The sequence below is a fragment of the Kribbella sp. NPDC043289 genome (assembly GCF_056436705.1).
Genome location: NZ_JBWKCB010000008.1, coordinates 23,555 through 35,622, shown reverse-complemented (window position 1 = coordinate 35,622; position 12,068 = coordinate 23,555). Strand labels below are relative to the sequence as shown.

General features: G+C 68.0%; 9 protein-coding genes. 5 read left to right on the top strand and 4 right to left on the bottom strand.

Annotation, left to right across the window (positions count from 1 at the left end):
* Position 1 precedes the first annotated feature (1 nt).
* The 4 genes from AC0662_RS35215 to AC0662_RS35200 form a co-directional block, all read right to left on the bottom strand.
* A complete protein-coding gene (locus AC0662_RS35215) occupies positions 2–1,234 on the bottom strand; it encodes a class I SAM-dependent methyltransferase (RefSeq protein WP_478306121.1) in 1,233 nt (410 codons plus the stop codon).
* A complete protein-coding gene (locus AC0662_RS35210; RefSeq protein ID WP_452203483.1) occupies positions 1,234–2,295 on the bottom strand; it encodes an NAD-dependent epimerase/dehydratase family protein in 1,062 nt (353 codons plus the stop codon). Before AC0662_RS35210 ends, AC0662_RS35215 begins: the two co-directional genes overlap by 1 nt.
* Before the next feature lie 137 nt (positions 2,296–2,432).
* On the bottom strand, positions 2,433–2,924 hold the full coding sequence (locus AC0662_RS35205; RefSeq protein WP_478306119.1) for a hypothetical protein: 492 nt from the start codon (positions 2,922–2,924) through the stop codon (positions 2,433–2,435).
* Positions 2,921–3,259: a hypothetical protein gene (locus AC0662_RS35200; RefSeq protein WP_452203485.1), complete on the bottom strand. Its 339-nt coding sequence runs from the start codon at positions 3,257–3,259 to the stop codon at positions 2,921–2,923. The genes AC0662_RS35205 and AC0662_RS35200 overlap by 4 nt, the downstream gene beginning before the upstream one ends.
* A 168-nt stretch (positions 3,260–3,427) precedes the next feature.
* Here AC0662_RS35200 and AC0662_RS35195 point away from each other — a divergent pair, with 168 nt between their 5' ends.
* Genes AC0662_RS35195 through AC0662_RS35175 form a run of 5 tightly spaced genes read left to right on the top strand, consistent with a single transcriptional unit; the run spans position 3,428 to position 12,044 of the window.
* On the top strand, positions 3,428–4,750 hold the full coding sequence (locus tag AC0662_RS35195; protein WP_478306117.1) for a UDP-glucose dehydrogenase family protein: 1,323 nt from the start codon (positions 3,428–3,430) through the stop codon (positions 4,748–4,750).
* Positions 4,747–5,985, top strand: a complete 1,239-nt coding sequence (locus tag AC0662_RS35190; RefSeq protein WP_478306115.1) for a glycosyltransferase family 4 protein — start codon at positions 4,747–4,749, stop codon at positions 5,983–5,985. Before AC0662_RS35195 ends, AC0662_RS35190 begins: the two co-directional genes overlap by 4 nt.
* 1 nt (position 5,986) lies before the next feature.
* The gene (asnB, locus tag AC0662_RS35185; RefSeq protein ID WP_478306113.1) at positions 5,987–7,906 is read left to right on the top strand and encodes an asparagine synthase (glutamine-hydrolyzing); all 1,920 of its coding nucleotides are present in this window, start codon (positions 5,987–5,989) and stop codon (positions 7,904–7,906) included.
* Positions 7,907–7,929: 23 nt separating this feature from the next.
* A complete protein-coding gene (locus tag AC0662_RS35180; protein ID WP_478306111.1) occupies positions 7,930–10,098 on the top strand; it encodes a bi-domain-containing oxidoreductase in 2,169 nt (722 codons plus the stop codon).
* Positions 10,095–12,044, top strand: coding sequence for a heparinase II/III family protein (locus tag AC0662_RS35175; RefSeq protein WP_478306109.1), 1,950 nt, complete (start codon positions 10,095–10,097; stop codon positions 12,042–12,044). The genes AC0662_RS35180 and AC0662_RS35175 overlap by 4 nt, the downstream gene beginning before the upstream one ends.
* The last annotated feature ends 24 nt before the right edge of the window (positions 12,045–12,068 follow it).

Genomic DNA, 12,068 nt, shown 5'->3' with positions numbered 1-12,068 from the left:
GTCAGATCACTTCGAGCTTCGGGATGGGTACGACGAACTTCGCGCCCCACTCCCGTGCGTAGCCGAGCTGGTGGACGATCTCCGCGCGCAGGTTCCACGGCAGGATCACGATGTAGTCGGGGCGCGTCTCGGCGAGGCGCTCCGGGGCGAAGATCGGGATGTGCGTGCCGGGCAGGAACATCCCGTGCTTGTGCGGGCTGCGGTCCACCGTGTACGGCAGCAGGTCCTCGCGGATGCCGCAGTGGTTCAGCAGCGTGTTGCCCTTGCCGGGAGCGCCGTACCCGGCGACCGACTTGCCGTCGCGGCGGACCTGAACCAGGAACTCGAGCAGATCCGACTTGATCGTGAAGACCTCGTCGGCGAATCCCAGGTGGCCCTCGACCGTGTGCAGGCCGGCGTCCCGCTCGTCCTGCAGCACCTTGCCGACGAGCTCGGTCGGCTCGCCGGCCGTCTCGACCGGCGTGCTGAACAGGCGCAACGATCCGCCGTGACTGGCCAGCTCCTGGACGTCGACGACCTTCAGACCGGCCTTCTCCAGCGCGAGCGCCGCGGTCTTCAGCGTCAGGTACTGGTAGTGCTCGTGGTAGATCGTGTCGTACTGGCGACGCTCGATCAGCCGCAGCAGGTGCGGGAACTCCAGCGACACCAGACCGTCGTCCTTCACCAGCGCCCGCAGGCCCTTCGCGAAGTCGACGATGTCCGGAACGTGCGCGAACACGTTGTTGCCGACGACAAGGTCCGCCTTGCCGTGCCGGCTGGCGGCGTCCTTGCCGGTCTCCTCGCCGAGGAAGTAGCTCTCGGTCCGGATGCCCTTCTGGTTGGCGATCTCGGCGATGTTCCCGGCCGGCTCGATGCCGAGCACCGGGATGCCGAGCGCCGTCGCGTGCTGCAGCAGGTAGCCGTCGTTGCTCGCGGCCTCGACGATCAGGCTCTCCGCGCCGAGATCGAGACGCTCCTGCATGTCGACGACGAACCGGCGGGCGTGCTCCACCCAGCTGGTCGAGTACGACGAGAAGTAGAGGTAGTCGCTGAACACGTCGTCCGCGGCGACGTACGCCGGGAGCTGGACCAGCAGGCAGTTGTCGCAGATCCGCACGTGCAGCGGGTAGAACGTCTCACCGCTGTCGAGCTGGTCCGCGCGCAGGTAGCTCTCGCACGGCGGCGACATGCCGAGGTCGACGAAGGTCTGGGTCAGCTCGGCGCCACAGATGCGGCAGGCCAGTGCGTCCGCCATCAGTTCATCTCCTTCGGACCCGGGAACTGCGCGTCGGTCTGGCGGCGCAGCTGGTCGTCGACCAGGCCCGCGCCGAGCAGTTGCTGGATCCGGCGCAGCCGCACGAACTGCGCGGAGTTGAAGTCGTCGAGCGTGAGGCCGTGCCGCCGGTAGGCGTCGTACAGCTCGTCGACGCCCTTGCGGACCGTCCACTGCAGCTTGAGGTCGGGGAACGTGTCGTTGAGCTTGCTGAAGTCGACCTTGTAGTTGCGCAGGTCCGGGCCGGCGCCGTCGGCGATCGACAGCGTCGAACCGGGCACCGCCTCGCGGACCATCTCGGCGATGTCGCGCACCTGGACCACGTCCTCGGAACGGCCGACGTTGAACGCCTCGTCGTGGATCACCTCGCGTGGCGAGGTGAGCACGGTCAGGAACGCGCGGCTGATGTCCTCGATGTGAACCAGCGGGCGCCACGGCGTACCGTCGCTCTCCAGCCGAACCTGGCCGGACGTCAGCGCGATCGCGGTCAGGTTGTTGACGACGATGTCGAGCCGCAGCCGGGTCGAGGCGCCGTACGCGGTCGCGTTCCGCAGGTACGTCGGGCTGAAGCTGTCGTCGGCGAGTTTCGAGAGCTCCTGCTCGGCGAGCGCCTTCGTCTCGCCGTACGGCGTCACCGGGAACATCTCGGCGTCCTCGCCGACCGCCTCCGACCCCGCCGCGCCGTACAGGCTGCAGGAGGACGCGAACAGGAACCGCTGCACGCCGGCGTCCTTCGCGGCCCGGGCGACGTTCAGGGTGCCTTCGAGGTTGACGGAGTACGTCGCCGCCTTGTCGAGGTTTCCCAGCGGGTCATTGGACAACGCCGCCAGACACACCACCGCGTCGTACCCGGACAGTTCCGCCGCGGTCACGTCCCGCATGTCCCGCGGCGCCCGCGAACCGATCGGCTCCGGCCCACCCAGCAGGTCGCACCCCTCGTACAGCCCCGTGTCCAGCCCGTCCACCTGATGCCCGGCACCCCGCAGGAACGGCACCATCACGGCCCCGATATATCCCCGATCCCCAGTGACCAGAACCCTCATCCGACATCCCCTCACCCCGGCACAGCCCCTGTCGCCCAATACAGATCACCGGGAACGACCCCTGATACAGCCAAATCAGGATTCAGTTGAGAGCCATACCAAAACGCTTCAGTCCGCCCACGCCAAAGCGTCGGTCGTCAGGACGGGATGACGCTCACCGTTCCTTCGACTGGGCGCGGCCGGGGCCCGAGGGCCGGTTCACGTTTGCCTGGGGCGCGGCGGCCGGGGGTGGCGCCGTACCGGCCGGCGGACTGTCGCGGAGGATCTATTGCAGCACGTCCTGTCTGTGCGTTCGGGTCCCGCACCACGCGGCCGTTCTCGATCTTCGGCAGCGGTTCGAACTCCCGGTAGACCAACCGGTGCGACGGACGCGGGCGCTCCGCCGTACCTCCTTCGTCGAAGACGTCGACCTTGATCTCGGCCGCGTCCCGCAGGTCGTGCGACGACGGGCCGTAACTCAGCTGCTTACCGATGTACTCACCCTCGCGACCGTCACGGAGCGCCGCCATCGCGTCCCGGAAGGCCACGAACTCGCGGCCGGCGTCGCTGTTCGGGTCCTGCTTCCAGGCGGCGTGCAGCCTGTTGATCTCCTGGCGCAGCTCGGGGTGAACGGTGAGCTGGTACTTCACCGTTTGTCATCGCCACCTTCGGGCTCGTCGAGGCCCCACTCCCGGAGCATGTCGTCGTACGGCACATAGTCCTCCGGGCGGGCGTTCGCGAGGCGTTCGCGGGTGAGGTCTTCCATCTTCCGGTCGGACTCGGCGTCTTCCTTCAGGCGCTCGTACTCCGCCCACTGGTCGAAGGTGATGACGACGCCCTCGGGGCGTGGCTCGTCGCCGAAGAAGACCGGCTCGGTCTCGCCGGTGCGGAAGAGCTGGAGGATCTTGCCCAGGCTCCGGCCCACGGTGCCGGTGTCGATGACGTGCAGGGTGTCACCGTTCGGAAGTTTGAACTGGGCTTCCATGTCTACTCCGATGTCCGCGGGCACGTGCAGGTTGCGTGTTTCAGGATACTTTCCGGCGGATTTTCTCCGGGGAGATTTCCACAGGCTTGTATCAGCGTGGGCGGGACCTTGCTCTCATGGGCGCTGCGGTACGTGGGAGAGCCACGTCATGAGCCTGTGGGGGGCGTTATGAAGGTTGCCGTATTCGGCTTGGGGTATGTGGGGTCGGTGACGGCTGCTTGTCTGGCCGCGGCTGGGCATGACGTGTGGGGGGTGGATGTCGACACGGCGAAGGTCGAGCCGATCACCCAGGGACACAGCCCGGTCGTCGAGCCGGGGCTGGACGAACTGGTGGCGGCGGGGGCGACAGCGGGACTGCTGCACGCGACCACCGATCCGCGCCTCGCGCTCGAGGGTGCCGATGTCTCGCTGATCTGTGTCGGTACGCCGTCCACGGCGGCCGGCAGCACCGATCTGACGTACATCAAACGCGCGGTCCGGGACATCGCCGAGGCCGCGCAGGTGGTGGTCCGGCCGGAGTCCGGGTTCCACAGCATCGTGGTCCGGAGCACCGTCCCGCCGGGCACCGTCGACGAGGTCGTCGAGCAGGTGCTGGCGGAGGTCCCGGCGCCGGAGGGTCTCACCTTCGGTACGGCGATGACTCCGGAGTTCCTGCGTGAGGGGTCCGGCCTCGCGGACTTCTACGAGCCGCCGTTCGTGGTGGTCGGCACCCGGAACCCGAAGGTCGGCGCCGCGCTGACCGAGCTGTTCGGGTTCCTCGGCAAGGAGGTTCAGGTCGTCGACGTGCGGACCGCGGAGGCGCTCAAGTACGCCTGCAACGCGTTCCACGCCACGAAGGTCTCGTTCGCCAACGAGATGGGCCGGATCTTCCGGCACTTCGCGGTGGACTCGCGCGAGGTGATGAAGATCTTCGTCCAGGACAAGAGCCTGAACATCTCGCCGTACTACCTGAAGCCCGGGTTCGCGTTCGGCGGGTCCTGCCTGCCGAAGGATCTGCGTTCGGTGCTGCACCTGGCCCGGATGAACGACACCGAACTGCCGTTGCTGGCCGGCACGCTGGCCACCAACGAGCGGTCCGTCCGGGACGTCGTGGACCGCGTCATCGCCGGCCCCGGCCGCGAGATCGCGCTGCTCGGCCTGAGCTTCAAGCACGCCACCGACGACCTACGCGAGAGCCCGAACGTCGAGCTCGCCGAACGCCTGATCGGCAAGGGCTACAACCTGCGGATCTACGACGCCATCGTGAACCCCAGCAGGCTGGTGGGGGCGAACCTGAGACACGTCACCTCCAAGCTCCCGCACCTGCAACGCGTCCTGACCGACGATCCACAGGCGGCGCTCGACGGCGCCGACCTGGCCATCGTGTCGGCGACCGACAACGCCGCGATCGACGCGCTCCTGACGACGCCGCCGGCCCGCACCATCGACCTCACCGGCCGGCTCGGTGGCGAGGTCGAGGCGCTGCCCGGGTACGAGGGAGTGGGCTGGTGACCGGCCCGCGGGTGCTGATCATCATCCAGAACCTCTGGGTGCCGTTCGACCGCCGGGTCTGGCTGGAGTGCCAGGCCTTGGTGGCGTCCGGGTACGACGTGACCGTGGTCTGCCCGAAGGGTCCGGGAGACCCGTCGTACCAGGTCCTCGACGGCGTGACCGTGCACAAGTACAAGGCGTACGCGCCGGGTGGCAGCAAGGTCAGCTTCGTCTGGGAGTACGCGTACTCGTTCCTGATGACGCTGCGGCTGGTCTTCCGGGCTCGCAAGGCCGGCCGGTTCCAGGTGCTGCAGGCGTGCAACCCGCCGGACATCTTCTGGCCGATCGCGATGCTGCTGCGCCGCCTGGACCGCACGCGGTTCGTGTTCGACCACCACGACCTGTGCCCGGAGCTGTTCCAGTCCCGCTTCGGCGGTACGACAAGTCTGCCCTACAAGGGACTGCGGTTCCTCGAGCGGACGACGCACCGCACGGCCGACCACGTGACGTCGACGAACGACTCGTACCGCCGGATCGCGATCACCCGCAGCGGCAAGGCGAACCACGACGTCACCGTGGTCCGCACCGGCCCCGACCCGGACAAACTGCGACGCGGCGCCGCCGACGAGTCGCTGCGCCGCGGGCACCGCTACCTGGTCACCTACATCGGCGTGATGGGCCCGCAGGACGGCGTCGACATCGTCGTGCGCGCCGCGGATCACATCGTCAACAAGCTCGGCCGTACGGATATCGCGTTCACGCTGATGGGCGGCGGCGACTCGTTCGACGACGTGGTCGCGCTGCGGGACGAGCTCGGCCTCGGCGAGTACGTCGAGTTCACCGGCCGCGTGCCGGACGAGACGGTCCGCGCGGTGATGTCGACCGCCGACCTCGGTCTCTCGCCGGACCCGAAGAATCCGCTCAACGACGTGTCGACGATGAACAAGACGATGGAGTACATGGCGTTCGAGCTCCCGGTCGTCGCCTTCGACCTGATCGAGACCAAGGTGTCGGCCGCCGATGCCGCGGTGTACGTGGAGCCGAACGACGTCGCGAAGTACGGCGATGCGATCGTCGACCTGCTCGACGACGAGGTCCGCCGGCGCCGGATGGGCAAGCTCGGCCGCGAGCGTGTCGAGCAGGTGCTGGCCTGGAAGCACCAGCAGAAGGCGTACGTCGGGGTGTTCGACCAGCTCACCGGGTATGTCAGCCGCGTCACCGACGCCGGTCGGGTCACGAACGTGGCGGGGTCCTGACGTGTGCGGCATCGCCGGTTGCTACCAGCAGCGTGACGGCTACGCGCTCGCGGAGGCGATGAGCGACCGGATCGCGCATCGCGGCCCGGACGCGGACCAGGTGTACGCGTACGACGAGGGTGACGTCCGCGCCTTCCTGGCGCACCGCCGGTTGTCGATCATCGACCTGTCGGCGGCGGCGGACCAGCCGTTCAGCAAACAGGGCCTGACGATCTGCTACAACGGCGAGCTCTACAACTACAAGGAACTGCGCACCGAGCTGTCAAAGAGCGGCGTGCATTTCCGGACCAGCTCCGACACCGAGGTGGTGCTCGAGGCCTGGCGTCGCTGGGGTCCGGACGCCCTCAAGCGCTTCCGGGGCATGTTCGCGTTCGCGATGCTGGACGAGGACAGCGGCAGCATGTACCTCGCCCGCGATCCGCTCGGCATCAAGCCGCTGTACTTCCTGCGCCGCCAGGGCGGTGTGGTCTTCGCGTCTGAGCTGAAGGCCATCGTGTCCGTGGTCGGCTCCGAGCTGCGCACCGAGCCCGGTGCGTTGATCGCATCGATGCTCTACTACTGGCTGCCCGAGCAGCGGTGCGCGATCGATGGCGTGGAGAAGCTGCCGCCGGGTTCGTGGACGGAGTTCCGGCCGGACGGTTCCAGCCGGCACGAGACGTATTGGCGCGTGACCGACGTCGCCACCGAGGCCGCGGCCGGTCCGCCCGCCGATCTGCGCCAGGTGATCGAGGAGTCCGTCGCGGCCCACCTCGTGGCCGACGTACCGGTGTCGACGTTCCTGAGTGGTGGGCTGGACTCGAGTCTGGTCACGGTGCTGGCGAAGCGGATGGATCCGGGGATCGACTCGTACACGATCACGTTCCGGGCGCAGGACCAGAAGCTCGAGGCGATGCCGGACGACGCGATCTACGCGCGGAAGCTGGCGCAGCAGTTCGGGATCGACCTGCACGAGATCGAGATCGCGCCGGACGTCGTCGAGTTGCTGCCGCGGATCGTCGACATCCTGGACGAGCCGATCGGCGACCCGGCGGCGATCAACACCCTGCTGATGTGCGACACCGCGCGGGACGCCGGCGTCAAGGTGCTGCTGTCCGGGATGGGCGCCGACGAGCTGTTCGGTGGCTATCGCAAGCACCTGGCGTGTGTGATGGGAGCGCAGTACCAGCGGCTTCCCGGCGTACTGCGGAACGGTCTGATCGGTCCCGCGGTACGACGGCTCCCGGTCACCGTGAACGGTCGCGGACTGCGCTACGCGCGCTGGGCCAAGCGGTTCGAGACGTTCGCGAACCTGTCGGAGGAAGAGGCGTTCCGCCGCAGCTACACCATGTACGACGCGGATCAGCTCGCCGGCCTGATCAGTCCGGACCTCGAGCCGTACGTCGGGAAGCTGCTCGCCGAACACAGCGACATCTACCACGACACCACTCTCGACGACCACATCAACCGGATGTGCCTCGCCGACTCCCGGATGTTCCTCCCGGGACTCAACCTGGCCTACACGGACCGGTCCAGCATGGCGGCGTCGACAGAGGTACGGACGCCGTTCGTGGACCCGGTCGTCGCGCGCGCGGCGTTCTCGATCCCGGGCAGCGCGAAGATCCACCGCCGGGTGAGCAAGCTGGCGTTGAAGAAGGCGGCCGAGGCCTGGCTGCCGAAGGAGATCATCTACCGGCCGAAGGCGTCGTTCAGTGCGCCGCTGCGGGCCTGGGTGCGGAACGACCTGCGGGAACTCGTCGATGACGTGCTGCTGCGCGGCGAGCTGGTCGGTAGCGGGTTCTTGCGGCAGGCCGCCGTACAGAAGCTGGTCGACGACGAGCGGGCCGGGCGCGAGGACTACTCGAAACAGATCTGGCAGTTGCTGACGCTCGAAACCTGGACCCGCCACATGCGCTCGCTGGGCGTCACGGTCACCTCTCTCTGAATCTCTGGATCCGAAGGACGGATATGAAGCAGGTTGCGCAGAACTACAAGTCCGGCGAGCTGGCGGTTCTCGACGTCCCGCCGCCGGGGTGTGCGCCGGGTGGCGTGCTGGTTCGTTCGCTGTACTCGCTGATCTCCACCGGGACCGAGCTGATGAAGGTCGGTGAGGCGCGGCTGTCGCTGATCGGCAAGGCGAAGGCGCGGCCGGACCAGGTGAAGAAGGTGCTGGACACGGTCTCCCAGCAGGGCGTGATGAACACCTACAAGAAGGTGATGAACAAGCTCGACTCGTACACACCGCTCGGCTACTCGCTGTGCGGCGTGGTGGTCGAGGTCGGGGCCGGTGCCGAGGAGTTCAGCGTCGGGCAGCTGGTTGCTGCCGCGGGCAACGAGTTCGCGCTGCATGCGGAGTACAACTGGGTGCCGATCAACCTGTGCGTTCCGGTGCCGGACGGGGTGCCGGCCGAGCAGGCCGCGTTCTCCACGGTCGGTGCGATCGCGATGCAGGGCGTGCGGCAGGCCGAGGTCCAGCTGGGCGACACCGCTGTGGTGATCGGGCTCGGGCTGGTCGGGCAGCTGGTGGTGCGTTTGCTGGTCGCCGCTGGGGTACGGGTGTTCGGAATCGACACCGTCGAGGACCGGTGCCGGATGGCGGAGAAGGCGGGCGCGTTGCACTGCTCGTCTCCTGACGAGGCGGGCGTGGCGTCGCTCGAGCGGGCGTTGCTGGAGGCGTCGAACGGTCTCGGCGCGGACCGCATCCTGCTGGCTGCCGGCGGTCACTCGAACGGGCCGGTGGAGACCGCTGCGCGGCTGGCGCGCGACCGCGCCCGCGTCGTCGACATCGGCAAGACGAAGCTCGACCTGCCGTGGAACGCGTACTACGACAAGGAGCTGGACGTCCGGTTCTCCCGGTCCTACGGCCCCGGCCGGTACGACGACCGGTACGAACTCCAGGGCATCGACTACCCCGCGGGCTACGTCCGTTGGACCGAACGCCGCAACCTGGAGTGCTTCATCGACCTGATCGCCCGCGAACAGATCGACGTCGGCTCGCTGATCGCCGGCCAGTTCCCGATCACCGACGCCACCGACGTCTACCAACAACTGAGCACCGGCACCCTCCCAGGTGTTGGCTTCCTCTTCGAGTACCCAAAGGAAGCCTCAGCAGACGAATTGATGGAAGTCGCAGTGCCATCTACCCACCGGCAGGAGGTGGCCGGGCGACCGGCTCCCGCCGGTGTCGCCCGGATGGGGTTCATTGGAGCCGGAAACTACGCCTCGAGCATGCTCCTCCCGCACCTGCAAAGTGACGAGAACGCCGTGCTCGGCCGCGTCGCCACCAACAAATCCTTGTCGGCCGCCAACGCCCAACGCCGCTTCGGCTTCCAGACCGTCTCCACCGACGCCAACGAAGTACTGTCCGACGACACCCTCGACGCGATCTTCGTCGTCACCCGGCACAGCTCGCACGCCGACCTCGCCTGCCTCGCCCTGGAAACCGGCAAGGCGGTCTTCGTCGAGAAGCCGCTCGCGCTCACCGACGAGGAACTGGACCGCATCGTCGCCACAGTGGATGCCACCGGCAACGACCGCCTGATGGTCGGCTTCAACCGCCGCTTCGCTCCCCTGCTCACCGACCTGAAGGGCCGCTTCGGCGACCCGGGCGGGGCCTTCTCGCTCCGCTACCTGGTGAACGCCGGCAAGCTCGACTCGACCAGCTGGTACCTCGACGCCGGCAAGGAGGGCAGCCGGTTCGCCGGTGAGGGCGGGCATTTCATCGACACCCTCGGCTGGTGGCTCGACAGTCTCCCCACCGAGGTGTACGCCGTACCGGGACCCGACGCCGGCGACGTGATCGTCACGCTGCGGTTCGCCAACGGGTCGGTCGGCACGATCAGCTACGTGGGTGGCGGCAACAGCCGGTTCCCGAAGGAGACGATCGACATCACGGGCGGCGGCCGGAACGCGCGGTTCGACAACTTCCAGAGCGCGTCGGTGTGGTCCGGCCGCAAACCGGCCACGCGGAAGTCCCGCAGTACCGACAAGGGGCAGCGGGCCGAGCTGGCGGCGTTCGTGGCCGCGGTGAAGTCCGGCGGCCCGATGCCGATCTCCTTCGACTCGCTGGTCGCAACGACGCGCGCCACCATCGCGGTGGACCGCAGCCTGGCGAGCGGAAGGCCGGAGAAGGTGTGAGCCGCCAGCCTCTGGGCTGGTACGTCCGCCGCCTGCGCCGGATGTCTCCCACCGAACTCGTCTTGCGCGCTCGCGACACCGCGCGTCGTTCTGCCTGGGCCTACCAACAAGTGCGGCCCGGGCAGGACCTCAAGAACGGTGTGCCGGTACGGCGGGACCGTACGTTCGCTGTGACGCTCGACGCGCGCACAGCATGCGACGTACCCGAAGATGCTCGTAAGGCCGTCATCGAGACCGCCGACGCGATCATGGACGGCAATCTGGAGGTACTAGGTGTCGAGCGCACCGACCTGTGCGCGCCGGACTGGTTCCGTGACCCGACCACGGGCCGGCGTTCCGACCCGGCGCAGTACGTCTTCAAGCTGAACCACCGCAACGAGGACGCGGTCGGCAACATCAAGCAGGTGTGGGAGCTGTCCCGCCACCACCACCTCACCCAGCTGGCCGCGGCCTGGTACCTGACACACGACGACAGGTACGCCGAACGCGTCGCCGACCACCTGACGGACTGGTGGCGTTCGAACCCGTTCCTGTCCGGTGTCCACTGGGCCAGCGGGATCGAGATCGGACTGCGCCTGATCAGCTGGACCTGGATCCGCCGCCTCCTGAACGACTGGCCCGAGATCACCGAGCTGTTCGAGCTCAACGAACTGGCGCTCCAGCAGATCCACTGGCACCAGCGGTACCTCGCCGCGTTCCGGAGTCACGGTTCCTCGGCGAACAACCACGTCATCGCTGAAGCCGCCGGCCAACTCATCGGCGCCTGTGCGTTCCCGTGGTTCACCAAGAGCGCCCACTGGCGACAGGACGCCGCAGCCCTGCTGGAGAAGGAGCTGGACGCCAACACCTTCCCGTCCGGTGTGAACCGTGAGCTGGCCACCGACTACCACCGTTTCGTCTCCGAGCTCGGCCTGTACGCCGCTCTGGAGTCGGACACCGCCGGTCATCCACTCAGCCGCCACACGTGGGATCTGCTGACCCGCAGCGTGGACGTGGCCGCAGCGATCGTCGACACCACGCTGCGCCCACCACACCAGGGGGACGACGACGAAGGCATGGTGCTGGTGCTGGACCCGCCGGACATCAGCACGTGGTCGGCGTACCTCTCACTGGGGGCCGCAGTGGTCGGCAGCGCCACCTGGTGGCCCGCCAGCCCACCGACCGCGGCCTCGGTCATCGTCGGTTCACTGGCCAACGGCAAACGACCGGACCGCCCCGACGAACGCCCGAACCACTTCCAGGACGCCGGTCTGACGATCCTGCGCAGCCAGGACGCCGGTCCGGAGATCTGGTGCCGTGCAGACGCCGGTCCGCACGGTTTCCTCTCGATCGCCGCCCACGCGCACTCCGACGCGCTGTCACTGGAGGTCCGCGTCGACGGCGTCGACATCCTCGCTGACCCGGGTACGTACTGCTACCACGGTGAGGAGGAGTGGCGGAACTACTTCCGCTCCACCATCGCCCACAACACCGTCGAAGTAGCGCGGAGCGAGCAGTCCGCCTGGGGCGGTCCCTTCCTCTGGCTCCGCGGAGCGACAGGCAAGGTACTGCGCTACTCCCCCGGCTCGTGGGACGCCGAACACGACGGCTATCGGGTCGGCGAAACACCCGTCATACACCGCCGTACGGCGGTACTGGACCAGGGCGTGCTGCGCATCGAGGACTGGCTCGATGTGAGCTCCGATGTCCGGATCGCTTGGCATCTGGGCCCTGAGGTGTCCGTGGCGCTCGAGGGCTCGACGGGACTGCTGGACTGGCCGACCGGTTCCGCGGTGGTCGAGTTGCCCGCCGGGCTGGAGTGGACGACGTACCGCGGTAGTAACAGTCCGCTGCTGGGCTGGTACTCCCCGCGTTTCGGTCACAAGGTCCCGGCCACCACGCTGGTCGGATCCGGTCGGCTGCCCGCCGACACGCCGGCGACCAGCACGTTCTCGTTCCGCTCCTGACCGCGGAACGGTGTATCACCGCTG

Bases quoted from the DNA above. Each gene is read 5' to 3' on its own strand.
- AC0662_RS35180 (WP_478306111.1), top strand. From the start codon at position 7,930: ATGAAGCAGGTTGCGCAGAACTACAAGTCCGGCGAGCTGGCGGTTCTC.
- AC0662_RS35210 (WP_452203483.1), bottom strand. From the start codon at position 2,295: ATGAGGGTTCTGGTCACTGGGGATCGGGGATATATCGGGGCCGTGATG.
- AC0662_RS35200 (WP_452203485.1), bottom strand. From the start codon at position 3,259: ATGGAAGCCCAGTTCAAACTTCCGAACGGTGACACCCTGCACGTCATC.
- AC0662_RS35195 (WP_478306117.1), top strand. From the start codon at position 3,428: ATGAAGGTTGCCGTATTCGGCTTGGGGTATGTGGGGTCGGTGACGGCT.
- AC0662_RS35215 (WP_478306121.1), bottom strand. From the start codon at position 1,234: ATGGCGGACGCACTGGCCTGCCGCATCTGTGGCGCCGAGCTGACCCAG.